This window comes from Pseudomonas sp. DR48, from assembly GCF_019823085.1.
Taxonomy (GTDB): Bacteria; Pseudomonadota; Gammaproteobacteria; order Pseudomonadales; family Pseudomonadaceae; genus Aquipseudomonas.
The window spans coordinates 1873322-1897057 of sequence record NZ_CP081946.1 but is presented as its reverse complement, the minus strand read 5'-3'; the positions used below and the strand labels follow the sequence as shown (position 1 = coordinate 1897057).

General features: G+C 58.5%; 25 protein-coding genes and 2 pseudogenes. 11 read left to right on the top strand and 16 right to left on the bottom strand.

Annotated features, from left to right (window positions below; genetic code table 11):
- Positions 1-80 precede the first annotated feature (80 nt).
- The 4 genes from K5K95_RS08720 to cfaB all read left to right on the top strand — a co-directional run bounded on the left by K5K95_RS08720 (position 81) and on the right by cfaB (position 3291).
- Positions 81-335 carry a hypothetical protein gene (locus K5K95_RS08720; RefSeq protein WP_090177703.1) on the top strand — a complete coding sequence of 85 codons (255 nt, stop codon included), beginning with the start codon at positions 81-83 and terminating at the stop codon, positions 333-335.
- 62 nt (positions 336-397) lie between these two features.
- Positions 398-1243: a DUF692 domain-containing protein gene (locus K5K95_RS08715; protein WP_222589116.1), complete on the top strand. Its 846-nt coding sequence runs from the start codon at positions 398-400 to the stop codon at positions 1241-1243.
- Positions 1234-2022, top strand: coding sequence for a DNA-binding domain-containing protein (locus K5K95_RS08710; RefSeq protein ID WP_222589115.1), 789 nt, complete (start codon positions 1234-1236; stop codon positions 2020-2022). The genes K5K95_RS08715 and K5K95_RS08710 overlap by 10 nt, the downstream gene beginning before the upstream one ends.
- An 84-nt stretch (positions 2023-2106) precedes the next feature.
- Positions 2107-3291: a C17 cyclopropane fatty acid synthase CfaB gene (gene cfaB, locus K5K95_RS08705; protein ID WP_222589114.1), complete on the top strand. Its 1185-nt coding sequence runs from the start codon at positions 2107-2109 to the stop codon at positions 3289-3291.
- Here the strand turns inward: cfaB and cls are convergent.
- Complete coding sequence (cls, locus tag K5K95_RS08700) at positions 3288-4727, bottom strand: cardiolipin synthase (protein WP_222589113.1); 1440 nt, start codon at positions 4725-4727, stop codon at positions 3288-3290. The two genes, cfaB and cls, sit on opposite strands and share 4 nt — an antisense overlap.
- Positions 4728-4858: 131 nt before the next feature.
- Between cls and K5K95_RS08695 the strand changes: the two genes are divergently transcribed.
- Positions 4859-5380: a DUF3617 domain-containing protein gene (locus tag K5K95_RS08695; RefSeq protein WP_222589112.1), complete on the top strand. Its 522-nt coding sequence runs from the start codon at positions 4859-4861 to the stop codon at positions 5378-5380.
- 61 nt (positions 5381-5441) lie between these two features.
- Here the strand turns inward: K5K95_RS08695 and K5K95_RS08690 are convergent, their stop codons facing one another.
- From K5K95_RS08690 to folE2, 7 genes and pseudogenes are all read right to left on the bottom strand, one after another.
- Positions 5442-6329 carry a His/Gly/Thr/Pro-type tRNA ligase C-terminal domain-containing protein gene (locus K5K95_RS08690; RefSeq protein WP_222589111.1) on the bottom strand — a complete coding sequence of 296 codons (888 nt, stop codon included), beginning with the start codon at positions 6327-6329 and terminating at the stop codon, positions 5442-5444.
- Between the two features lie 32 nt (positions 6330-6361).
- A pseudogene (locus K5K95_RS33015) lies at positions 6362-6694 on the bottom strand (dihydroorotase); the annotation flags it as partial.
- A 16-nt stretch (positions 6695-6710) separates the two neighbouring features.
- Positions 6711-6812 (bottom strand): annotated as a pseudogene (locus K5K95_RS33530) (hypothetical protein); the annotation flags it as partial.
- A complete protein-coding gene (locus tag K5K95_RS08685) occupies positions 6809-7684 on the bottom strand; it encodes a metal ABC transporter substrate-binding protein (protein WP_222589110.1) in 876 nt (291 codons plus the stop codon). The gene K5K95_RS08685 and the pseudogene K5K95_RS33530, both read right to left, overlap by 4 nt.
- 11 nt (positions 7685-7695) lie before the next feature.
- Positions 7696-8562, bottom strand: coding sequence for a metal ABC transporter permease (locus K5K95_RS08680; RefSeq protein WP_222589109.1), 867 nt, complete (start codon positions 8560-8562; stop codon positions 7696-7698).
- Entirely contained in the window at positions 8562-9230 is a 669-nt protein-coding gene (locus K5K95_RS08675; protein WP_222589108.1) for a metal ABC transporter ATP-binding protein, read from the bottom strand. Before K5K95_RS08675 ends, K5K95_RS08680 begins: the two co-directional genes overlap by 1 nt.
- Positions 9227-10123, bottom strand: a complete 897-nt coding sequence (folE2, locus tag K5K95_RS08670; protein WP_222590313.1) for a GTP cyclohydrolase FolE2 — start codon at positions 10121-10123, stop codon at positions 9227-9229. Before folE2 ends, K5K95_RS08675 begins: the two co-directional genes overlap by 4 nt.
- An 86-nt stretch (positions 10124-10209) precedes the next feature.
- On the opposite strand from folE2, the gene K5K95_RS08665 reads away from it, so the two are divergent.
- Positions 10210-11406 (top strand): N-acetylmuramoyl-L-alanine amidase, encoded by a 1197-nt coding sequence (locus K5K95_RS08665; RefSeq protein ID WP_222589107.1) that lies wholly within the window; start codon positions 10210-10212, stop codon positions 11404-11406.
- On the opposite strand, the gene K5K95_RS08660 is transcribed toward K5K95_RS08665, so the two are convergent.
- The gene (locus K5K95_RS08660) at positions 11403-11780 is read right to left on the bottom strand and encodes a glutamine synthetase (RefSeq protein WP_222589106.1); all 378 of its coding nucleotides are present in this window, start codon (positions 11778-11780) and stop codon (positions 11403-11405) included. The two genes, K5K95_RS08665 and K5K95_RS08660, sit on opposite strands and share 4 nt — an antisense overlap.
- A gap of 144 nt (positions 11781-11924) precedes the next feature.
- Here K5K95_RS08660 and zigA point away from each other — a divergent pair, with 144 nt between their 5' ends.
- Together zigA and K5K95_RS08650 are read left to right on the top strand one after the other, a co-directional pair.
- Positions 11925-13133 carry a zinc metallochaperone GTPase ZigA gene (gene zigA / locus K5K95_RS08655; protein WP_222589105.1) on the top strand — a complete coding sequence of 403 codons (1209 nt, stop codon included), beginning with the start codon at positions 11925-11927 and terminating at the stop codon, positions 13131-13133.
- A complete protein-coding gene (locus tag K5K95_RS08650; protein WP_222589104.1) occupies positions 13133-13783 on the top strand; it encodes a DUF1826 domain-containing protein in 651 nt (216 codons plus the stop codon). The genes zigA and K5K95_RS08650 overlap by 1 nt, the downstream gene beginning before the upstream one ends.
- 4 nt (positions 13784-13787) lie before the next feature.
- Here K5K95_RS08650 and K5K95_RS08645 read toward each other — a convergent pair whose 3' ends face one another.
- A complete protein-coding gene (locus K5K95_RS08645) occupies positions 13788-14144 on the bottom strand; it encodes an NADH:ubiquinone oxidoreductase (RefSeq protein ID WP_222589103.1) in 357 nt (118 codons plus the stop codon).
- A 27-nt stretch (positions 14145-14171) separates the two neighbouring features.
- Between K5K95_RS08645 and K5K95_RS08640 the strand changes: the two genes are divergently transcribed.
- Positions 14172-15137: a CobW family GTP-binding protein gene (locus tag K5K95_RS08640; RefSeq protein WP_222589102.1), complete on the top strand. Its 966-nt coding sequence runs from the start codon at positions 14172-14174 to the stop codon at positions 15135-15137.
- On the opposite strand, the gene K5K95_RS08635 is transcribed toward K5K95_RS08640, so the two are convergent.
- Positions 15134-15547 carry a DUF3301 domain-containing protein gene (locus tag K5K95_RS08635; protein ID WP_123433186.1) on the bottom strand — a complete coding sequence of 138 codons (414 nt, stop codon included), beginning with the start codon at positions 15545-15547 and terminating at the stop codon, positions 15134-15136. The two genes, K5K95_RS08640 and K5K95_RS08635, sit on opposite strands and share 4 nt — an antisense overlap.
- A gap of 120 nt (positions 15548-15667) precedes the next feature.
- Between K5K95_RS08635 and pdxY the strand changes: the two genes are divergently transcribed.
- Positions 15668-16540, top strand: a complete 873-nt coding sequence (gene pdxY, locus K5K95_RS08630) for a pyridoxal kinase PdxY (RefSeq protein WP_222589101.1) — start codon at positions 15668-15670, stop codon at positions 16538-16540.
- Between the two features lie 112 nt (positions 16541-16652).
- Here the strand turns inward: pdxY and K5K95_RS08625 are convergent, their stop codons facing one another.
- A complete protein-coding gene (locus tag K5K95_RS08625) occupies positions 16653-17135 on the bottom strand; it encodes an acyl-CoA thioesterase (RefSeq protein ID WP_208670802.1) in 483 nt (160 codons plus the stop codon).
- A gap of 202 nt (positions 17136-17337) precedes the next feature.
- On the opposite strand from K5K95_RS08625, the gene K5K95_RS08620 reads away from it, so the two are divergent.
- On the top strand, positions 17338-19101 hold the full coding sequence (locus tag K5K95_RS08620) for a cation:proton antiporter (protein WP_222589100.1): 1764 nt from the start codon (positions 17338-17340) through the stop codon (positions 19099-19101).
- An 18-nt stretch (positions 19102-19119) separates the two neighbouring features.
- Here K5K95_RS08620 and K5K95_RS08615 read toward each other — a convergent pair whose 3' ends face one another.
- From K5K95_RS08615 to uvrD, 4 genes are all read right to left on the bottom strand, one after another.
- Positions 19120-19527 (bottom strand): SMI1/KNR4 family protein, encoded by a 408-nt coding sequence (locus K5K95_RS08615; RefSeq protein ID WP_222589099.1) that lies wholly within the window; start codon positions 19525-19527, stop codon positions 19120-19122.
- A gap of 138 nt (positions 19528-19665) precedes the next feature.
- Positions 19666-20544, bottom strand: a complete 879-nt coding sequence (locus K5K95_RS08610; RefSeq protein ID WP_222589098.1) for a Tim44 domain-containing protein — start codon at positions 20542-20544, stop codon at positions 19666-19668.
- A gap of 179 nt (positions 20545-20723) precedes the next feature.
- A complete protein-coding gene (locus K5K95_RS08605) occupies positions 20724-21164 on the bottom strand; it encodes an EamA family transporter (RefSeq protein WP_222589097.1) in 441 nt (146 codons plus the stop codon).
- A 141-nt stretch (positions 21165-21305) separates the two neighbouring features.
- Entirely contained in the window at positions 21306-23489 is a 2184-nt protein-coding gene (gene uvrD, locus K5K95_RS08600) for a DNA helicase II (RefSeq protein WP_222589096.1), read from the bottom strand.
- Between the last annotated feature and the right edge of the window lie 247 nt (positions 23490-23736).

The following is a 23736-nucleotide window of genomic DNA, read 5'->3' as shown; positions in this document are numbered from 1 at the left end:
GGGGCACCGCGCTCTAGTGCTGTGTCGGGACTGAACAAACCGTCCAGCCGACCACCCTGACGATTACCGAGGATATAAATATGAACTTCAAAAACGCCACTGCCGGTGCCGCTCTCGCTTTCGCCGCAGCGACTTTGTTTGCCGGTGTGGCCACGCAGGCACAGGCTGCTGACGCTGTTCAGGTGCACTGCTACGGCGTGACGTCGTGCGCAGGCATGAACGATTGCAAGACTGCGGAAAATGCCTGCAAAGGTCAGGGCGTTTGCAAAGGTCACGGCTTCAAGGCAATGACTCAGACGGAATGCATGAAAGCAGGTGGCAAGGTCGGCGAATAACCGACCACCCGTGCCGCCGCAGTGGTGTGCGCCACTGCGGCCACTTTGCGAGGAGCCCGCAAATGTCTGCTTCCCTTCCTTGCCTGGGCTACGGCCTGGGTTTACGCAGTGCCTACTATCAACAGATTCTCGAGCAGTCACCCGCCGTGGACTGGTTCGAGGTCGTCTCCGAAAATTTCATGGTTCAGGGCGGAAAAGCCTTGTACTACCTCGATGCAATTGCCGAGCGTTATCCGGTAGTGATGCATGGCGTTTCGATGTCCATCGGCGGTCCCCATCCCCTGGATCTCGCGTATTTGAATCAACTCAAGCTTCTGGCTGAACGAGTAAAGCCAGCGTGGATTTCAGATCACCTGTGTTGGAGCCGCGGCAACGCTCATCAGCTGCATGACCTGCTGCCGTTGCCCTACACCGAAGAAAGCCTTTACTACGTGGCTGAGCGGGTTCGGCAGGTTCAGGATGTGTTGCAACGGCCGTTGGTGCTGGAGAACGTCTCCAGTTATGTGCGCAGCGCCGACGATGACTTCAGCGAATGGCAATTTCTTGAGGCACTCAGCCGGCTGAGCGGCTGCGAGCTGTTGCTGGACGTTAACAATGTGTACGTGAGCTCGCGCAATCACGGTTTCGATCCGTGGACTTTCATTCAAGGGCTGCCGGCAAACAAAGTTCGGCAGCTTCACCTGGCGGGTCACAGCGATTATGGCGATTACGTGATCGACACCCATGATCATCCCGTGAGCGATTCGGTCTGGGCGCTTTATGAGCGTACGCTTGAGCATCTCGGCCCGGTGGCCACATTGCTGGAACGCGATGACCATCTACCGCCCTTTGAAGAGCTGCTTGGGGAACTGCAAAAGGCTCGAGAGCTGGGCGATAGCGTGCTGGCCCGGAGACTGAAATGCGCCTGATCGATTGGCAACTGGCCTTTGAAAGTTATCTGTTGGGTGAGCAGTCCGCAGCCTGTCCGGCATTGAGCACCGGCCTGATTGGTGGCCCGACGCTGGACGTGAATACGGGTCTGGCGATTTATCACAGCGCCTATCAGGCTCGGCTTTTGGAAGTGTTGCGTGGCGACTATCCGGTTATCTGGCATTGGTTGGGTGACGTTGAATTCGAACAGCTCGCCGCTGCCTACATTCGTCAATCACCCTCGGTGCATTTCAGTTTGAGATGGTTAGGCGAAGGTTTTGAGTATTTCATTCGCCAGCATCTGGTGCCTGAGCAAAGCGCGGCGCTCGCCGAGTTGGCAGCGCTTGAATGGGCATTCACCCTGGCGTTCGATGCACCTGAATGCAAGCCGTTGACGCTGCAAGACATGGCCATTTTGCCGCCGCAGGACTGGTCGACGCTGCAGGTCTGTCCGAGTACCACCGTGCAATGGCGAGAATGTGCGTACAACAGTGTTGCGCTATGGCGCTCGGTAAAAGACGAAAGCGGTTTCCCCGGTAGCGCAGCGTTGAAAGCCCCTCATGTGGTGGTGATCTGGCGCAGCGAGCTGGTTTGTCATTACCGAAGCGTCGAATCTGGTGAGGCGAGGGCTCTAAAAGGCATGTTTCAGGAGCACTGGAATTTTGCTGAACTGTGTTCCGATTTAGCAGTCAGCTATGGTGAGGGCGCGCCACTTCAAGCTGTTACATGGCTGAAACAGTGGATTCAGGACGGTTGGTTGAAGCGCCGCGAACCATAGAAAATGGCTATTCATTCGATAGGCAGCTAATTTTCTAAGATGGTCTACCCTCACATCAGACGTCTGAAACAAGGGGGATTATCCATGCTCGCGCAACTTCCACCGGCCTTACAGAATCTGCAGCTACCGTTACGCCTGCGACTCTGGGACGGCCATGAATTCAATCTGGGGCCGGCGCCCAGCGTCACAATTGTGGTCAAGGACCCACATATGGTTTCCCAGTTCACTCATCCAAGCCTGGACGCGCTCGGAGCGGCGTTTGTCGAAGGCAAACTCGAACTGGAAGGCTCGATCAGCGACGTGATTCGCGTCTGTGATGAATGGAGCCAGGCGTTACTCAGCGAGGACGGGGACAGCCAGCCTGTGCGCACTGTTCACGACAAGGAAACTGACGCCAAGGCCATTTCCTACCATTACGACCTCTCCAATGCGTTTTATCAGTTGTGGCTCGACAGCGACATGGCGTATTCCTGCGCGTACTTCGAGACCGGCAGTGAAAGCCTGGAGCAAGCCCAGCAAGCGAAATTCCGTCATCTGTGCCGCAAGCTACGGCTGCAGCCAGGCGACTACTTGCTGGATGTCGGTTGCGGTTGGGGCGGACTGGCACGGTACGCGGCCCGTGAGTTCGGCGCGAAGGTGTTCGGGATAACCCTCAGTAAAGAGCAACTGGCCCTCGCCCGTGAAAGGGTGACCGCCGAAGGCCTGGACGATCTGGTGGAACTGCAGCTGCTTGATTACCGTGATCTGCCTCAGGATGGTCGCTTCGACAAAGTGGTGAGCGTCGGCATGTTTGAACACGTCGGTCATGCAAACCTGGCCGAGTATTGCAAAACGTTGTTCGGAGCGGTGAAAGAGGGCGGGCTGGTGATGAACCACGGGATCACCGCCAAGCACACTGACGGGCGTCCGGTAGGACGTGGTGCCGGTGAATTCATCGAGAAGTATGTGTTCCCCAACGGCGAGCTGCCGCATTTGGCGATGATCTCCGCAGAGATCAGCGAAGCGGGGCTGGAAATTGTCGATGTCGAGAGTCTGCGTCTGCATTACGCGCGCACCCTGGACCACTGGAGCGAACGTCTGGAAGACAACCTGGAAGCAGCTTCCAAACTGGTCCCTGAACAGGCATTGCGGATCTGGCGGTTGTACTTGGCGGGATGCGCCTATGCGTTCGCCAGGGGCTGGATCAATTTGCACCAGATTCTCGCGGTGAAAGCTCATCCGGATGGCAGTCATGAACTGCCATGGACTCGCGACGACATCTACCTTTAGAGAATCGGTGAAATAAGCCGGGCGATCCGCATGCCAATGTGTTGCAGGCGATGGGTCTCCCGGCTTTCTTCTTTGGCGATTTCATGGGCCTGGGCGAAGTCGTCGTTAAGCATCTGTTCCACTTCGGCGGCAAACGCGCTGTCAACTGTCAGCAGCATCACTTCGAAATTCAGGCGGAACGATCGGTTGTCCAGATTGGCACTGCCGATGGCGCTGATTTCGCTGTCGATCAACACCACCTTCTGATGCAAAAAGCCCGGCTGGTAGCGAAAAACCCGTACACCTGCACGCACGGCTTCGAAGGCATACAGGCTGGAGGCCGCATAGACGATGCGGTGATCCGGCCGAGACGGCAGCAACAATCGCACATCCACACCTCGCAAAACCGCCAGTCTCAAGGCTGCGAACACGGCTTCGTCGGGAATGAAATACGGGCTGGTAATCCATATCCGCTCTGTCGCCGCATGGATGGCTTCGACGAAGAACAATGAACAGGTTTCGTAGGAATCGGCCGGACCACTTGCCAGTAATTGGCAGAGCACGCCGTCGTCCGGGTAGGCGTCCGGCAGGATCAGCTGTGGCAACGAGCGCGCCGCCCAGAACCAATCTTCAGCGAACGACTCCTGCATGCAGGCCACCACCGGCCCGCGCACGCGTACGTGGGTGTCGCGCCAAGGCGCCAGCGGTGGTTTCTCGCCCATGTACTCGTCGCCGACGTTATGCCCGCCAACGAACCCCAGCACACCATCGACCACCACGATCTTGCGATGGTTACGGAAGTTGACCTGGAAGCGGTTGAGCCAGCCACTGCGGGTGGCGAAGGCTTTGACCTCGACGCCCGCATCGCGCAACGGTTGCACGTAACTGTGGGGCAAGGAATGGCTGCCGATGCGGTCGTACAACAGATAAACCGCCACGCCTTCAGCCGCTTTCTTGATCAGCAGATTTTGCAGGCGTTGGCCGAGGCGGTCGTCGTGAATAATGAAGAACTGAATCAGCACCGCTTCCTTTGCGTTCTCGATGGCTGCGAAAATCCCGTCAAAGGTGGCTTGGCCATTGATCAGCAATTGCACTTCGTTGTTTGCCAGGCACGGCATGCGCCCTAATTTCGGCATGGCTCTCAACGATGCGTAGGCACTTGAAGCACGGGCGGTCAGCGCTTCTTCCACCCACGGACGCCAGTTGAGCTCGGAGATGGCTTTGCGCATTTCCTCGTTGGCCTGGCGCCGGGCCTTGATGTAACCATCGAAGGTGCTGCGGCCGAATACCAGATACGGAACCAGCGTGAGGTAAGGAATGAATATCAAAGACAGGGCCCAGGCGATAGATCCCTGGGCGGTCCGGACGGTGAGCACGGCGTGTATGGCAGCGATCAGGCCCAGCGTATGAAGCAGTGCAATCATGTAGCCGAAAATGTGCGGTCCAAAGTAATCCATGGGGCAGCCTTGCTCCTGAAGATTCAGTGCTTAACAGACCATGTTCCGTGCAGAATGTCGCTATTTAATTGGTCCATGAACCGAAGCCAATGGCTGACGTCTAACGGCCACTACTGATCAGGAGTTACTCGATGAACGTTCGTCTGCTGGGCTTGGCCTTGGCTTTTGGTTTAGCACTCCCCGTGGCCGCTCAGGCACAGATGCTGCAGCCAGGTTTGTGGGAGCTGACCACGAGCAACATGAAGGTCGATGACCAGAATCTGCCGGACTTGCAGCTGATCCTCGGCCAATTGCAGGGCCAGATGACCCCGCAACAGCGCGCGCAGTTGGAGAAGCAGGGCATCACCATGGGTGGCAAGGGGATTCGCGCTTGCCTGACGCCAGAGCAGGTGAAATCAGACAATATTCCGTTGACTGATCCCCAATCGGGCTGCAAACAGGAAATCACTGACCGCAACGGCAATCAGTGGAAATTCCGTTTCAGTTGCCCGAAAGCGCAGGGTGCCGGTGTAGCGACTTTCCTCAGTGACCGTGAGTTCACCACCAAGGTCAACGGCACATTCAACGCGACGGGCATCCAGCAAAAGGGCAGTCTCGATACCCGTGCTGTCTGGTTGGGGCAGGACTGCGGAACGGTTAAGCCTAGAGCTTAATAGCATCGCGAGCAGGCTCGCTCCCACAGAGACGGTATGTATCTGAAGGGGGCGAGCCGGTTCATGTGCCCGCAATGCCTGTCGACCTCAGCCAGTCACACACCACCTCAACAGCCATCGTGCCGAAATCTTCCCCCGTTCGGCTGCGCACACTGACAAACCCGCCTGTTTTTTCTTTTTCCCCGATCACCACCAGATACGGCACCTGCTGACTGTGCTCGCGTATCTTGTGGCGGACCTTTTCATTGCGTAAGTCCGCACGAGCGCGCACACCGTTTCGACGCAGGGCCTCGGTCACCGATTGCGCATAATCGGCCTGACGATCATCCATGTTGACGATAATGACGTGTGGCGGCGCCAACCAGTCTTCGAGCTCCTGTTGGCAGGACCAGCAAGTGCCATAGATCCGCTGCGGCGCAGTTCCGCTGATGTGGTCGAGGGCGAATGCCTCCAACACTCGGGTTGCTGGCACATGCGGGCCCACTGACACGCACTCGAAGTCCCCAATAAGGTAGGCGGACAACGTCTGAGTGAGCATACGGCACCGGATTGAATGATTGGTTGCTGCCAGGATCTTCATGCGCGTTTCGATGCACGCCAGGTCAAACAGGTCTAAGGGGCGCTCAAACGTAAACTCATAAAAAAAGCCGTCACCCAGTGCCGCTCCGGTCTGCAATTGCGCCTTTGGATAGAGTTGTCTGATGGACATCGCGAGCATCAGCGCGCACGAGCGCCTCAAGATCTCCAGCCCGTCAGGCTCTTGAGGCGTGACAATGCTCACGCGGGCGTCAGCCTCGATCATGAACCTGCAGTCCACCAACACCCCGTCGACCCGACCGGCCACAGCTGCTTTAGCCAAGCCCGCACCGATGCTCGCGGCGAATTCATACACCGACAAGGGTTGGTCGTACTCACGCAATGAACCGTCGCTCAGGGTGATGTGGATCATGTCGGTGCACTCGAGGACAAAAGAAACGCGTGTTAGCGCATGAACCGTAGGGGATAACCCTGACAGCTGTCATTTAGACGTTTGTCGGGCCAGGCAATTCGTCCCGATACGAACGTGGTGCTGACGCTGTTACGGCAAAACTGTCCGGCGAAGGGTGTCCAGTTGCATTGAGACAGGACCGGTTGTCTGCAAACGGAAAAAGCCGCGTGGCTCTGGTTTGATCAGAATAACGTCGGCCCGGTAGCTTTCTCGAAGATAACCCCGGTCGGAAATGGCGAACAGATCTGCCACGCGGTGACTGGTCTTGGCCACGAGGGTGGTTATCGGATTTCATCTTCCACCAGTTCCAAGAGCGCGGGCAAGGCAAATCCCCCTCAGACTCACAGTCTTCGGGCAACTGACGGCCATCGACCGCCGAGTTGTGTCCACGTGAGCCGACTCGGTAATCAGCGGTAAATCACCCGATGGATTCTTGCGGATCATGGCTTGCTCAACGCGTCGTACAGGGTATTGAGGTTGTATTGGAACAGGCCGGCGAAGGTGCTGGCCGGGCCGGTTGCCGCCAAGGCATCGGAGTACAACGTGCCACCGATGTGCGCACCGCTTTCGTCGGCTATTTGTTTGAGCAGGCGCGCGTCCTTGATGTTCTCCATAAACACGGCTTTGACCTTGGCCTGGCGAATTTGAGTGATCAGCGCAGCGACTTCGGTGGCCGAAGGTTCACGTTCGGTGGACAAACCTTGCGGCGCCATGAAGTCGATGCCGTAAGCCTGACCGAGGTAGCCGAAGGCGTCATGGGAGGTGACGATCTTGCGGTTGCCCGGTGGCAGTGAACCGAGCTTGGCCTTGGCTTGGGCAAGCAGCGCGTAGATCTGTTTCAAGTAAGCCTGGCTGTTGCGCTCGTAGTCGGCTTTGTTCGCCGGGTCAGCCGCGATCAGCGCCTTGGAGATGTTGCTGATATAAAGCTCGGTATTGGCCAGGTTGTGCCAGGCATGAGGGTCCGGCACGGTCTCGCCGTCCTCGTCCAGTGAGCGTGGGATAACGCCGTGGCTTGCGCTGATCACAGGCGCTTTGGTCTCGGTGCTGGTCACCAGCCGGTCCAGCCAGGGCTCGAAACCCAAACCGTTCTTGATGATCAGTCTGGCGTTGAGCAGTGCCTTGGCGTCGTCCGGAGTCGGCTCGTACGTGTGGGCATCGGCATCGGGGCCAACCATGTTGGTGATCTGAATATGGTCGCCGCCGACCTGATGCGTCATGTCGGCGAGGATGCTGAAGCTGGTAACCACCTGTAGTTTTTCCGCCGCCGACAATGACATCGACAGCATCAAACTGAACAGCACGAGTAGAGCGCGCATCGGGAAACACCTCATTGGGATGTGAGCAAAGGCGGGCGCCGCAGCAAGCCGTGTACCGGTCCGAACACCACGCAGAGCACATATAAACTGCCTGCGACCAAGACAATGGCAGGTCCGCTGGGCAGCGAGTAATAGAACGACAGCAGTAATCCGAGCCACACCGAGAGGCAGCCGAGGAGAGCAGCAATCGCCATCAACACCGGCAATCGACGGCTGCAGAAACGCGATGCAGCGGCGGGCAACATCATCAAACCGACGACCATCAGTGCGCCGATGGCTTGGAATCCGATCACCAGGTTGAGCACCACCAAGGTCAGAAATACGCCGTGTGCCAATGGACCGAGACGGCTGACGGTTTGTAGGAAGAGCGGGTCGAGGGTGTCCAGCAACAGGGGTTTGTAGATGCAGGCCATGGCAATCAGGCTGAAGCCGGAGACCCAGAGCATCCCCGTCAGCGTTGGGCCGTCGACCGCCAGTGCCGAGCCAAATAGCAGGTGGAGCAGGTCCAGGCGCTTGCCGGCGATACCAAGTATCAACACGCCGCCGGCGAGGGAAATCGGGTAGATCGCGGCAAGGCTCGCGTCTTCGCGCAAACCTGTACGGCGGGTAATCCACGCCGCGATGCCGGCCATGCTCAGACCTGCACCAAGACCGCCGAGGGTCAGTGCCGGCAGACTCAATCCGGCGAACCAGAAGCCGAGTGCTGCGCCAGGCAGGATGCCGTGAGCGACTGCATCGCCGATTAGGCTCATGCGTCGCAGGATCAGGAATACGCCAAGCGGTGCCGTGCTGCAGGCTAAAACCAATCCCCCGAGCAACGCCCGGCGCATGAACACGAATTCGTGGAACGGTTGCCAGAGTTGAGCGACAGCGAGCATCAGGCCACCTGCGTATGCGGTTGCTGGAGAATCAGCTCAGTGCTCGGACCAAGAACGCAACCGCTGCTTTTGATCAATAACGTCTGGGGAATGTGTTGGCGAACGGCACCGAGGTCATGACACACAACCACCAGCGTTCGCCCTTCGGCGTGCCAAGCGTGGATGTGTTTCCAGAGCAACGACTGACCCAGTTCATCAAGCGCGGCATGGGGCTCATCGAGTAATAGAACTGGCGCTGCGGCGAGGCTCAGACGGGCGAGCAGGGCGCGTTGCAATTCGCCGCCGGAGAGTGCCATCAGCGGGCGTTGCTCCAATCCTGTGAGGCACCAATCCTCCAGTACGGCTTTAAGGCGATCGCGGCGTATCTCTGGCGATTGCTTGCTGCCCCAAAAACCGGCGGCCACCAACGCTTGCAGGCTGATCGGAAATTGCCGGTCCAGATGTTGTTGCTGGGGGAGAAAGGAGAGTGAGCCCTTGCGTGGAACATCGAGGATGACCTTTCCGTTCAGCGGTTTTTGCAGCCCCGCGATGACTTTCAACAAACTGCTTTTACCCGAACCGTTAGCGCCGATCACGGCGGTGAGGCTGCCCTTCGGCAACTCAAAATCCACGGCGGGCGTCAGTGGTTGGCCGGGTGCGCCCCAACGCAGCGCTTGGCAATGGATCATGCTGCCTCCCAGTTCCATCGGCTTTCGGCGACGGCATCGTGCGCATGCAGGCTCTCGGCGTGCACGACGCGCAGGTGGAAAGCATTGAGTCCTGGAGAGCGTTTCATCGCCAGATTCAAACGCCGAACGGCGTCTTCGCAGAACATCAGATTCTGCCCATTCGCCAAGGCAAAGGCCTGCTCGTCGGCGCGTTTCACTGCGGTTTGCACGGCGGTCCCGAGTGCTGCCTCGGCGTCGTTGATGAACGCGATTAGCGGAAATTCATCCAGATAATCATCCAGACGCAAGCACAAATGAGCGGTGCTCCGCTGGCTATGAGGCGTCGCAACGATGCCTTTTGTGGAACCAAGCCAGGCCAATACTTCAGCGTGCTGCAGGGCTTTGTTGGCAAAGTCTTCGACGAATTGTTGCTGAATCAACTGCCGCGACAGGGCTGCGGAACATGGGCAAGTCGAGGAATATGAAACATCGATTTTTAGTTCCACGTGGAACATCGCGTTTTTCAAACGCGCTTCAATGCTCACGGGATAAGTTTTCCAGCCAGCCAATGGGCTGATCAGCGCCGGCCTTTTGAGCAGCAAGTCGGTGTGAATTTTCAGGTACGCGCTGCGCGACAGTCCTTCATGGCTGTCTAGAAAACGTTGCAAGACTCGCCGCAACAAAGCGGGAGTCAGGGTTTCGTGCTCCAGCATTTCCAGTGCCACATACAGGCGCGACATATGGATGCCGCGCGCCTCGCCGTCGTCAAGACTCACGCCAGCGTCAGCTTTTGCACTCAGCCTTTGGCCATCGAACAAAACAGGAAGAGCAATGCCGCACATGCCCACCCAATCGAGCGGCAGGGCTTGGCGTGAGGCCTGCGCGGCGATATCCGGCAGAGTCAGCGCATTCATGAGCAGGTCCATCGTGGAAGTTGAACTTGCATGTTATGTTATTACATTAAATTCCACTACGCCTTTTTCATGAACGAGTCTTCAGCATGCACAGACGTCACTTGCTCAACTGGATTCTGGCCAGTGCGGCCTTCGCCTTGCCGTTTGGCGTTTCGGCCACGCAGATTCGCAACGCGCGACTCTGGCGTTCGGATGACAAACTGCGATTGGTGTTTGATCTGAGTGGGCCGGTGCATTACAAAACGTTTTCCCTGAGTGCGCCTGAGCGGCTGATCATCGACTTGAGCGGGGCCACTCTCAGCGGCGACATCAGTCAGTTAGCGGTCGACAACACGGTAATTCGCTCGATCCGCTCCGGGCATTTTGGCCAAGGAGATACGCGGATCGTGCTCGACCTTGGCGGCCCGGTGCAGCTCGACAGTTTTCTTCTGCCGCCACAGGATGGGCAGGGCCACCGGTTGGTGCTCGATCTGAAGACGGTTGCGCCGTTACAAATCGCCGCGGCGCCACAGCAGATCCTCGACAAGGCTCACCGCAAACGCGACATTATCGTGGTGGTCGATCCTGGCCACGGTGGCAAAGACCCTGGCGCGGTCGGCGCCAAAGGTGAGCGCGAGAAAGACGTGGTGCTGTCCATCGCTCAGCTCCTGGCCAAAAGGCTCAAACGCGAGAAAGGTTTCGACGTGAAGCTGGTGCGCAATGACGATTTCTTCGTTCCGTTGCGCAAACGTGTAGAGATTGCCCGCAAGCACAATGCCGATATGTTTATCTCGGTACACGCGGACGCGGCGCCGCGTCTTACCGCTTCAGGCGCTTCGGTGTATTGCTTATCTGAAGGCGGTGCCACCTCGGCCACTGCACGTTTCATGGCGCAGCGAGAGAACGGCGCAGACCTGCTGGGTGCCACCCGTTTGCTCAATCTCAAGGACAAGGACCCGATGCTGGCCGGGGTGATTCTCGACATGTCGATGAACGCAACCATTGCTGCGAGCTTGCAGCTGGGCAGCACCGTCCTCGACAGTTTGGCGGGCATCACCACGCTGCATCAGAAACGTGTGGAGCAGGCGGGATTCGCCGTATTGAAGTCGCCGGATGTGCCGTCGATCCTGGTGGAGACCGGCTTCATTTCAAACTCTCGCGACAGCCAGCGACTGGTTACCGCACGTCATCAGCAGGCCGTGGCGGACGGCCTGTTCGAAGGCTTGCAGCGCTACTTCCAGAAAAATCCGCCGACCGACAGCTACATCGCCTGGCAACAATCGCAGAAAAAACTGCAGGCCTAACAACCGGCAATCCGGCTACATGTGAATTTGGCGCTGCTGCCGCCGGAACTGGAGAAGCGATTGATCGTGGTCCAGCCAACCCGGCGGTTGTAGCCGACCCAGGCTTCGCCGTCGGAAGCGATACCGGTGAAGAATGTCAGTTGCCCGTAGCGGCTGTTGGTCTGCGCCCAATAGCGTTTACCGGTTTTTTCGAAGCCTCGCAGATAGATCGTGCTGCCAACCGTGTTGACGCTATAAGCGTTGCCATCGGCATCTGCGCAGACGAGCAAGTTGGCGCTTCGGGTGCATTTGGCCAGGCTCGGGATTTGCGCCCAGGCATTCATAGTCAGCAGCGGCACAACGCTCAGCAGCGCCAGTTTCAGGGCGATATGCATGGGATTTCCCTCGGGCCAAACGGGCTTCAGCATCGGTCCCTTTATCGTCGTGAGCAAGAGGAAAGTGGCTAGATTGCGTTGTTATACTATAACATCCAATCAAGCCCGACACTGCGACCGGGCATCCCTTGTGAGGAATCCCTGATGCCCAATCGTCTCCCCGTCACCGTCCTTTCGGGCTTTCTCGGTGCCGGTAAAAGCACGCTGCTCAATTACGTACTGCGTAACCGCGAAAACTTGCGCGTTGCCGTGATCGTCAACGATATGAGCGAGATCAACATCGATGGCAGCGAAGTCCAGCGCGATGTCAGCCTGAACCGCGCCGAGGAAAAACTCGTCGAGATGAGCAATGGCTGTATTTGCTGCACCTTGCGCGAGGACTTGCTCGAAGAAGTCAGCAAGCTCGCCCGGGACGGCCGCTTCGATTACCTGTTGATCGAATCCACCGGCATTTCCGAGCCGCTGCCCGTGGCGGAAACCTTCACGTTTCGGGATGAGGAGGGGCAAAGCCTCGCCGACATCGCGCGCCTGGACACCATGGTCACCGTGGTCGACGGCATGAACTTCCTGCTCGACTATCAGGCCGCTGAAAGCCTCGCTTCCCGTGGTGAAACGTTGGGCGAAGAAGATGACAGGTCGATCACAGACTTGCTGATCGAGCAGATCGAATTTGCCGATGTGATCCTCATCAGCAAGATCGATTTGATCAGCAGCAGCGAGCGTCAGGAGTTGGTCGCAATCCTTGAGCGTCTCAATGCCCAGGCTGAAATCATTCCGATGGTCATGGGTGAGATTCCTCTTGAAAAGATCCTCGACACCGGCCGCTTCGACTTCGACAAGGCTGCTCAGGCACCCGGCTGGCTGCAAGAGTTGCGGGGCGAACATGTACCGGAAACCGAGGAATATGGCATCGCTTCGACGGCCTATCGCGCGCGCCGGCCGTTTCATCCGCAGCGTTTTTTCAGCTTCATCGACCGTCCGTGGGTGAATGGTAAGTTGCTGCGCTCCAAAGGTTTCTTCTGGCTGGCCAGCAAGCACATGGATGCCGGCAGTTGGTCTCAGGCCGGCGGGTTGATGCGCCATGGTTTCGCTGGGCGCTGGTGGCGCTTCGTGCCGAAAAACCAGTGGCCGCAGGACGAAGAAAGCACCGCCGCGATCATGCAAAACTGGACCGGCGTCACCGGCGATTGCCGTCAGGAATTGGTTTTCATCGGCCAGAACATCGACTTCGCACAACTTGCCGTCGAGCTCGATAACTGCCTGCTGACTGACGATGAAATGGCCTTGGGCGTCGAAGGCTGGCGTTTACTGGCCGATCCGTTCGGCCCGTGGCACGAAGAGGCTGCAGCCTGATGTTGGCACCCAGTTCGAAGCGGCAAACGATTGTTCAACAGGTTCAGGGTGAAACGCCGCAAACACTGACCCGAATTCTTGAGGACGGCGTCAATCTCGCCGTCTGGAAACGCCAGCTTCCCGTGCACATTGGCGATTTTGCGCGCTTGCTGCTGTCCTTGAACGAGCCGCTGGCCGAGTCGCTGGTGCTGGAAATGCCCAACGATGACACCGAGCCCAATCTGCTTGGCCTGGCCTCATGTTTCAGCGATCTCGAGGGGTATGAGGGTTTTATTGCCGACGTGTCCTGGCTGGTCAGCGCGTTCTCTTGCCTGTTGGGCGCCAAGCGCGTTGGCTTGCGTGTACGGATTCTGGACAAGGCCATGTGCCCGCGTTTCCACGTCGATCATGTGCTGGTGCGGTTGATCAGCACCTACGCTGGCGTGGGCAGTCAGTGGCTGAAAGAAGGGGTGATGGATCGACGGTTTTTAGGCACACCAGACGCTGAACCCCTTCAAGATTCGCTGATCGAACACATCGGCAGCGGTGAAGTCGCGCTGCTCAAAGGGGAGAAGTGGCATGGCAACGAAGGGTTTGGTTTGATCCACCGCTCGCCGCAACTGCCACCAGGAGCACGGCGGTTGATGCTGACCCTGGATTGGTTAGCCTAGTGCCTCAGGGCTTGATCCAGGTGCCCTGGCTCTGGGCTTCGCAAAACGGCTTCAAATACGCTGTGTCGGTGGCCACGCCGTAATAGTGAATATCCTGCCGGTAAGGCATATTGGCGACTTGGGCGTTGCTGCACACACCAAAAGCGCCGGTGGGGCATTGGTCGACGTACTGCACCTCGACTTTCTGACCCGGGAGATTCGGCTGGCAGAAACCGTCGGCGAAGAGCTTTTCCGGGATGTTGCGGTTCTGCTGGCAGACTTTCACGTCGAGTCGCTCGGCTGTGCTATGTACTACACAAGCCTGCGCCAGTGCCTCGCCGGAACAGAGCACCAAGAGCAACGATAATCCCGTCAACCGCATCCATTACCTCCCAAGAAAATATCGATCATGTTGCAGAACATTCCCACTCACGTCATTGCTGGCCCTTTGGGTGCCGGCAAGACCAGCCTGATCAAGCACCTGCTGCTACAGCGGCCGATCGGCGAGCGCTGGGCAGTGTTGATCAATGAGTTCGGCCAGATCGGCCTCGACGCTGCGCTCCTGACCCAGGACGCCGATGGTATCGCACTGGGTGAAGTGGCCGGCGGCTGTTTGTGTTGCGTGAACGGTGCGCCGTTTCAGATCGGACTCGGGCGGTTGTTGCGCAAGGCTCGGCCGGATCGGCTGTTCATCGAACCCTCAGGCCTGGGCCATCCGGCGCAGTTGCTTCGCCAGTTGAGTGAAGCTCCGTGGGCAGGCGTGTTGGCGGTTCAGCCGAGTGTTCTGGTGCTGGATGCCCAAGCCCTTGCCGTTGGCAAGCCGCTGCCGGAATCACAGCAGGCCGCGCTAAGTAGCGCTGGTTTGCTGTTGCTGAACAAGTCTGAAGGCCTGGACGGCAATGATCGTCAGCGAGTCGCCGAGCAGTTGCCTGATCGCAATTTGTATTGGACGCAATTGGCTCAATTGCCCTTGAACGAATTGCCGGGTTACAGGGTTCAGGCGGTGGCGGGTGTGGATAATTTCATCGTCCCCAAAGGATTGGCGCAGATGCCTGCGATCTGGACCGATCCAACGCTGCCGATATGCTTGAGCCAGCAACAGGAAGGTATCTGGAGCATTGGTTGGCGTTGGCATCCGAGCCAGACGTTCGATGCCTCGCTCGTTGGGAAATGGCTCGACAGCCTTGCCTGGCGGCGCGCCAAGCTGATTATCCACAGCGTCGATGGCTGGGTGTCGGCGAATGCGTTGGATAACTCGCCATTGCAATGGCAGCCCAGCGAATGGCGTCAGGATTCGCGCATCGAATTGATTTTCAGTGAGCAGCAGGACATTGATTCACTGCAAAGCGCCCTGGCCGACTGTCGGTCGGGTTAAGGACGCCATTTGGTGTGTTCCTGGCGCCACTGGCTTAGTTCGATTACTTCAGCGCGCGGCTTCACGACGTCGACCACCGCTGGGGTGTCATCAAAGGGCATCGGGTAGGGCGCCAGTTCGATCTGTGCACTGTGGGCGCCGAATTGGGTGATGGTGCCGTTGTGGCGGGTTTCACCGGTCACGGTGAACTCAAAGTTATACACACGGGCCAGACGTCGACGGCCGTTGGCGTCTTTGATGAACGCGATTTTTTTCAAGGCGACGTTGCCGTCCAGCAGCTCGATACCGAGCTTGGCGCAATGCTGCTTGACCCGCTCCAACGCGCGCTCGCGCAAGCCGTGGTTGTGCCACAGCCAAGCGCCACCGGTGGCGAGCAGCATCAGCACGAAGATATTTCCGAGGGTCAGCATCAACGGGTTGCTCCAACAAGGTAGTGCCAGCTTAACTGTGTCGCCGGTCTGTCGTACAGGCTGCGTTTAGTCGCATACTGCGCAGCTCGAATTTCAATCGTTTGACGGAAAAATCACCGCATGAAACGTACGCCCCATCTGCTCGCCATTCAGTCCCACGTGGTGTTTGGTCACGCTGGCAACAGCGCTGCGGTCTTCCCGATGCAGCGGGTCGGGGTAAACGTCTGGCCGCTCAACACGGTGCAGTTCTCCAACCACACCCAGTATGGGCAATGGACCGGAGAAGTGCTGGCACCGCACCAGATTCCCGATTTGATCGAAGGCATCGCGGCGATTGGCGAGCTGGGCAATTGCGATGCGGTGCTGTCCGGTTACCTCGGCAGTGCCGCCCAGGGCCGGGCAATCCTGACCGGCGTGGCGCGGATCAAGTCGATGAACCCCAAGGCGCTGTATATGTGCGACCCGGTCATGGGCCATCCGGAGAAGGGTTGCAGTGTGCCGGCCGAGGTCAGTGATTTTCTGCTGGAGGAAGCGGCGTCGGTGGCGGACTTCATGTGCCCGAACCAGCTGGAGCTGGACAGCTTCTCGGGACGCAAGCCGCAGTCACTGTTCGATTGCCTGGCAATGGCGCGAGCGCTCCTGGCACGCGGACCGAAAGCTATCTTGGTCAAGCATCTGGACTATCCCGGTAAACCGGCGGATGGCTTTGAGATGTTGCTGGTGACGGCAGAAGGCAGCTGGCACCTACGCCGCCCGCTGCTGGCGTTTCCGCGACAGCCGGTGGGCGTTGGCGATCTGACGTCCGGGCTATTCCTGGCCCGGGTGCTGTTGGGCGACAGTCTGGTGGCGGCCTTCGAATTCACCGCGGCGGCAGTGCATGAAGTGCTGCTGGAAACCCAGGCCTGCGCCAGCTACGAGCTGGAACTGGTGCGAGCGCAGGACCGGATAGCGCATCCACGGGTCAAGTTCGAAGCGACCGCGATCAGCCTTTGATCTGCGTTGACCGCCATCGCGAGCAAGCTCGCTCCCACATTGATCGGGTTGTTCACAAACCCCTGTGGGAGCGAGCTTGCTCGCGATGGCTATCTGATGTTAACCGCAAGCCTCAAGCATCGCCCTTGATTTCCTGATAGCGCTTTTCCAGCTCCTGGCGAATCTGCCGGCGCTGCTGGGCCTGGATGAAGCGGCGCTTGTCTTCGCTATTCTGTGGCTGCAGCGGCGGCACTGAAGCCGGTTTACGGTCGTCATCCACCGCCACCATGGTGAAGAAACAGCTGTTGGTGTGGCGCACCGAACGCTCGCGAATGTTCTCCGTCACCACCTTGATGCCCACTTCCATGGACGTGTTGCCGGTGTAGTTGACCGATGCCAGAAAGGTCACCAATTCGCCGACATGAATCGGCTCGCGGAAAATCACCTGATCCACCGACAAGGTCACCACGTAGCGGCCGGCATAACGGCTGGCGCAGGCGTAGGCCACTTCGTCGAGGTATTTGAGCAGGGTGCCGCCGTGGACATTGCCAGAGAAGTTGGCCATGTCGGGGGTCATCAATACCGTCATCGACAGCTGGGCGTTTCCGGGTTCCATAGCGTTCTCACGATTCAAGGCAGAATTTCGGAAGGGCGGCGCCTCTATGGGGGCCTGGTAGGTTTTTTCAAACCACAGTTATCGGGACGCCGGGCGGGTGATTGCCGTCACGCCGGATCGATCTGTTTCCATATATTGCACCGCCTTTCTGGCGGAAGTCGCGGTGTTACCCTCCAAAAGTCCACCTCAAGGAGCCCACACCATGCATGCCATCAGTTTTATTCAGGATCTGGCAGTGATCATGTTGGTCGCGGGCGTGGTGACCGTGCTGTTCCATCGGTTCAAACAGCCGGTGGTGTTGGGCTACATCGTTGCCGGCTTCATCATAGGCCCGCACACACCGCCGTTTGGCCTGATTCACGACGAAGAAACCATCAAGACCGTCGCCGAACTCGGGGTGATTTTCCTGATGTTTTGCCTGGGCCTGGAGTTCAGTCTGCGAAAGCTGTTCAAGGTCGGCGCCACGGCATTTATCGCAGCGTTCCTGGAAATCGTGCTGATGATCTGGATCGGTTACGAAATCGGCCGTTGGTTCGACTGGAACACCATGGATTCATTGTTCCTTGGCGCGATTCTGGCGATTTCCTCGACCACCATCATCGTCAAGGCGCTCAATGACCTGAAGATGAAAAACGAGCGTTTTGCGCAGTTGATTTTCGGCGTGCTGATCGTCGAGGACATCCTCGGCATTGGCATCATTGCCTTGCTGTCGAGCATCGCCGTCAGCGGCACGGTCAGCTCCGGCGAAGTGTTCTCCACGGTGGGCAAGCTCTCGCTGTTCATGATCGTTGCGCTGGTGATCGGCATCCTGCTGGTGCCTCGGCTGCTGGCTTATGTGGCGAAATTCGACAGTAACGAAATGCTGCTGATCACGGTTCTCGGGCTGTGTTTCGGCTTCTGCCTGCTGGTGGTGAAGCTCGAATACAGCATGGTCCTTGGCGCGTTCCTGATTGGTGCAATCATGGCCGAGTCCCGCCAATTACTGAAGATTGAGCGCTTGATCGAGCCGGTTCGCGACTTGTTCAGCGCGATTTTCTTTGTCGCCATCGGACTGATGCTTGATCCGATGATCTTGCTGCAATACGCCTGGCCGATCGCCGTGATCACTGTGGCGGTGGTACTGGGCAAGATGCTGTCCTGTGGCCTTGGCGCCTTTATCGCCGGCAATGACGGACGCACCTCTCTACGGGTCGGGATGGGTCTTTCGCAGATTGGCGAATTCTCCTTCATCATCGCTGCGCTGGGCATGACCCTGCAGGTCACCAGCAACTTCCTTTACCCGGTCGCCGTGGCGGTGTCGGTGATTACAACGTTGCTGACGCCGTATCTGATCCGCGCGGCGGATCCGCTGTCGATCAGGCTTGCGGCAGTGATGCCGCAGCGCCTGGGCCGAGTGTTGGGAATGTATGGCGAGTGGTTACGCAGCATCCAGCCTCAGGGCGAGGGCGCGCTGCTGGCGTCGATGATTCGGCGGATTCTGTTGCAGGTGGGGGTCAATCTGGCGCTGGTAATTGCGATCTTCTTTTCGGGCGCGTTCTTCGCCGAACGCATGTCCACTTACCTGCAAGACTGGATCAGCGATTCGAGCTGGCAGAAGGCGTTGATCTGGGGTGGGGCGTTGCTGCTGTCGCTGCCGTTCCTGATCGCCGCCTATCGCAAGCTCAAGGCGCTGTCGATGTTGTTGGCGGAGATGGGCGTGAAGCCGGACATGGCTGGCCGCCATACGCAGCGAGTGCGTCGGGTGATCGCCGAAGTGATCCCGATCCTTTCGCTGCTGGTGATCTTCCTGCTGCTGGCAGCCTTGTCGGCCAGTATTCTGCCGACCAACAAGTTGCTGGTATTGATCGCCGTGGTCGCGGCCGCCGTGGCGGCCTTGCTCTGGCGCTGGTTCATTCGCGTGCACACGCGCATGCAGGTGGCCTTGCTCGAAACCCTGGACAACCACAAGGATTCATCCGGGCATTGACCCTGTGCCGCTTGTTACTCAGCTTTCCAGCCAGACGTCCCGCGCCCAGTGCCACACCGATTCCCAGGTTTCTTCGGCGAGCAGCTCTTCTTCGGCGAGCCACAGCACCACGGTGCCGTCTTCTTCGACGAGGTAATAATCGTCACCGTCCTGGCAGATCGGGATCATGCTGCGGTCAACACCTGCGTCCCAGGCGTTGGCGGCAACGTCCGGCAGGTAGGTGTGGGATTGTGGATCGGTGACTGTCACCGGTTCCAGGCTGCCGTAGACCACATCGCTGACGGTCAGCAAGAATTCTCTGAAGACAAACGGGATGTCGATGAACAATTGTTCCTCGATTTCCACGATCTGGTCTTCGTCTGGCAATTCCAAGGGGACCGGTACCGGTTCGTTGGCTTCACGCAGTTGTTCGATGATTTCTTCCACGTCCGGGATCCTCTTGCTTGATGGCGCGGTGTTTATATGGGGCGGTTTATACAGTAGCTCGCTATAGATGCAACTGCGAAATAGAAAACCCCGGACAAGTCCGGGGTTTTTATTACTGCCTGTTTAACGCAGAGGTGATCAGCCGTTCTGGCGGATACCAGCGACCAGCCAAGGCTGGTTCTCGCCTTGCGGACGTTCCATGTTCCAGCTTTCGCTGAACACTTCGCCCTGGTCGAAGCGCGAAGTCTTCGACACACCGCTGAAGGTCAGGGTGGCGATGGTCTTGTCCGCACGGTCATCCACGCCGTCCAGTTGTACATGGAGGTTGTCGATGTAGGTCGACTGGAAACCGTCGCCCAGGTCCGCACGTTCGCGTTTGAGGAACTCCAGCATTTGCGGGGTCACGAACTCGGCGATCTTATCCATTTCGTTGGCGTCCCAGTGCTGTTGCAGGGACTGGAAGTGGTTGCGGGCCGCTTCAATGAAGTTCTGCTCATTGAACCAGGCTGGCGCGTTGATTACCGGACGAGCGGCGGCTGGCGCCGGCGAGCCACCGAAGATCGAACCGCCGGCAGGCTTGTTCTCGAACACTTCACGTTGCATCGGCGCGTGGCCAGCCGGAGCCATGTGCTCCTGTTGCTTGCGACGACGGGCGGCGATGAAGCGGAAGATCAGGAAGGCGATGACCGCCATGATCAGGATGTCGAAGATCTGCATGCCCTGGAAGCCGCCGCCCATGAACATGGAGGCCAGCAGGCCGCCGGCTGCGATACCGGCCAGAGGGCCGAGCCAGCGCGAAGCACCGCCAGCCTTGGCTGCAGCGCCAGCGGCACCGGCAGCACCCGCGGTCGCGGCAGCGCCACCGCCACCGGCAGCAGAAGAAGGCGCCATTTGGCTGGTTTGGTGGGTCGGCGCGGCGCCGACGCTTTTGCCGCCACCAAAGCGCTTGGCGTTGGCGTCGAGGCTCATCGTCAGGCCGATGCACAACGCCATGGCGATGCTAAGAAAACGTTTCATAAAGGGAATTCCCATTTGTGGATGGCACGCGCGCCATGTTGCACAGCGAATGTGTAACTGGCTAGCGGCAGAGTGTTTCGGGCTTTTGCCTGACAGCTTGTGTTCAGCTTCGGTCAGCGCAATAAGGCCTGTTAACTTTAGTTCGTAGGATGAGTGGATAGTTTCTGTAGGACCAATGCCTAGCGTCGCAGCGCCAGCATGACCACACCGGCTGTAATCAAGCCGATACCGCCCCATTGGCGCAGGTCGAGTTTTTCGCCCAGCAGGACCACGCTGAGCACCGCCACCAGCACCACGCTGAGTTTGTCCACCGGGGCGACCAATGAGGCTGGTCCCACTTTCAGTGCGCGGAAATAGCAAATCCACGAGGCGCCGGTGGCCAATCCCGACAGCAGCAGAAAAAGGTAGCTCCTGGCCGAGATCGATCCTAATGATTGATATTGGCCCGTGGCGTACAAAATCAAGGCCAGGCTGATGAGAACTACCACGGTGCGCAGCAGGGTGGCGAAGTCGGAATTGACGTTTTCGATGCCAATCTTGGCGAACAGCGCGGTCATCGCGGCGAATGCCGCCGACAGCAGGGCCCAAAATGTCCAAGAAGAAAAGAAACCTGAGCCCATGTTGTCGCGCCTTTGTAGATAGATCGTTCCCACGCTCTGCGTGGTAACGCCGCCATGGACGCTCTGCGTCCCACTGTGACGCGGAGCGTCACGGGATGCATTCCCACGCAGAGCGTGGGAACGATCAGCTAGTAGAGAACCTTAAATAGCTTCCAGCTTCGCGTAACCCAACATCAGCCACTTGCTGCCTTCACTGAAGTTCACCTGCACCCGAGCCTGAGCCCCTGCGCCTTCGAAATTCAGGATCACGCCGTCGCCAAACACCGAATGCCGTACGGCCTGACCGAGGCTGAACCCGGTGTCCGGGATTTCGCTACCGCCAAACAGGCTGCTGGAACTCTGTTGCTGACCGCCACCGAACGGACGGCTGACGCTGTTGGACAGCCGCACTTCCTGGATCAGGCCCTTGGGCACTTCACGGACGAAACGCGAGACTTTGTTGTAGGTCTCGCTGCCGTACAGGCGTCGGGTTTCAGCATAGGTCATCACCAGGTTCTGCATTGCCCGGGTGATGCCGACGTAGGCCAAACGACGTTCTTCTTCAAGGCGGCCGGGCTCTTCCAGGCTCATCTTGTGCGGGAACAGGCCTTCTTCCATGCCTACCAGGAACACGTAAGGGAATTCCAGCCCTTTGGCACTGTGCAAGGTCATCAGCTGAATACTGTCTTCATGCTCGTCGGCCTGAGTGTCTCCGGCCTCCAGCGACGCATGACCGAGGAACGCCGCCAATGGCGACAAGTCTTCGTCTTCTTCAGCGTTTTCGAAGTTGCGAGCGGCACTGACCAGCTCCTCAAGGTTTTCTACCCGGGCCTGGCCTTTCTCGCCTTTTTCCGCTTCGTGGTAGGCAATCAACCCGGACTGCTCGATGACCGTCTGGGTCATCAAGTGCAGCGGCATGTCCATGCATTTGGCGGCGAGGTTCTCGATCAGCTCGATAAACGCCCCAAGCGCGCCTGCTGCTCGCCCGGTCAGGCCTTTATTGGCGACCAGCAAGCGCATGGCTTCCCACATCGACACATCGCTATGGCGCGCATGATCGCGAATCGCTTCAACGGTTTTCTCACCGATGCCGCGAGCCGGAACGTTAATCACCCGCTCCAGCGCCGCATCGTTGCCACGGCCTTCGAGCAAACGCAGGTAAGCCATGGCGTTCTTGATTTCCGCGCGTTCGAAGAAGCGCTGACCGCCATAGATGCGGTACGGAATGCGCTCGCGCAACAAGGCTTCTTCCAAAACGCGCGATTGGGCGTTGGAGCGGTACAAAATCGCAATATCGCTGCGGGCCAAGCCGGTTTTCAGCGCGCTTTCAATGGTTTCCACCACATAACGTGCTTCGTCATGCTCGTTGAACGCGGCGTACAAATTGATCGCTTCGCCTTCACCGCCATCGGTCCACAGTTCTTTGCCCATGCGCCCGGTGTTATTGGCGATCAGGGCGTTGGCAGCCTTGAGGATGCCGGCGGTGGAGCGGTAGTTCTGCTCCAGACGAATGGTCTCGGCGTCCGGGAAGTCGTCGGAATACTGATAGATATTCTCGATCTTCGCGCCACGCCAGCCGTAGATCGACTGATCATCGTCGCCCACTACCATGAGGCTGTCGCCACCCTTGGCCAGCAGGCGCAACCAGGCGTACTGCACGGCGTTGGTGTCCTGGAACTCGTCCACCAGAATGTGCCGGAAGCGCTTCTGATAATGGGCCAGCAACCCTGGATTATCGCGCCACAGGTCGAGTGCGCGCAGCAGCAGTTCGGAGAAATCGATCACGCCCGCGCGCAGGCACGCGGCCTCATAGGCCTCATAGATGCTGCGCATGGTCGCCAGGAACAGATCGCCGCTGGCTTGAATATGTTGTGGGCGCAGACCTTCGTCTTTCTGCCCGTTGATGAACCACTGGGCCTGGCGGGCCGGCCAGCGTTGTTCGTCCAGGCCCAGCTCGCGGATCACCCGCTTGACCAGCCGTTGCTGGTCGTCGCTGTCCAGAATCTGGAACGTCTGGCTCAGGCCGGCTTCCTGCCAATGCGCCCGCAACAAGCGGTGCGCCAGGCCGTGGAAGGTGCCGACCCACATGCCGGCCGGGTTGATACCCATCAGCTGCTCGATGCGATGACGCATCTCGGCAGCGGCCTTATTGGTGAAGGTCACCGACAGGATCGAGTGGGGCGAGGCGTTCTCGACCTGGATCAACCAGGCGATACGGTGCACCAGCACTCGGGTTTTACCGGAGCCAGCACCGGCCAGGACCAACTGACGACCCACGGAGGCAGCTACGGCCTGGCGTTGGGCATCGTTGAGGGAGTTCAGCAGAAGGGAGAGATCATCGCGCATCGGGGCATTCTAGGGTGCGCCGCCACACGCGGCAAACCGAGCTTTGCATTAGCCGATGAAAGAAGCACGGATGACGACCGGTCGGTCACTCGCTGCAAGCGTTGGCGGGGCTCGCTTCAAGGGTTTTCAGGGGGCGACGGGGGGCTGAAGTTTTGTTGAATTTATGATCTGGAGCAGTTTGGTAAGGGCATTGGCTTGTGTATGCTCCGTCCACGTTTCGGGCTCATGCTCATCATTATAAGAACAA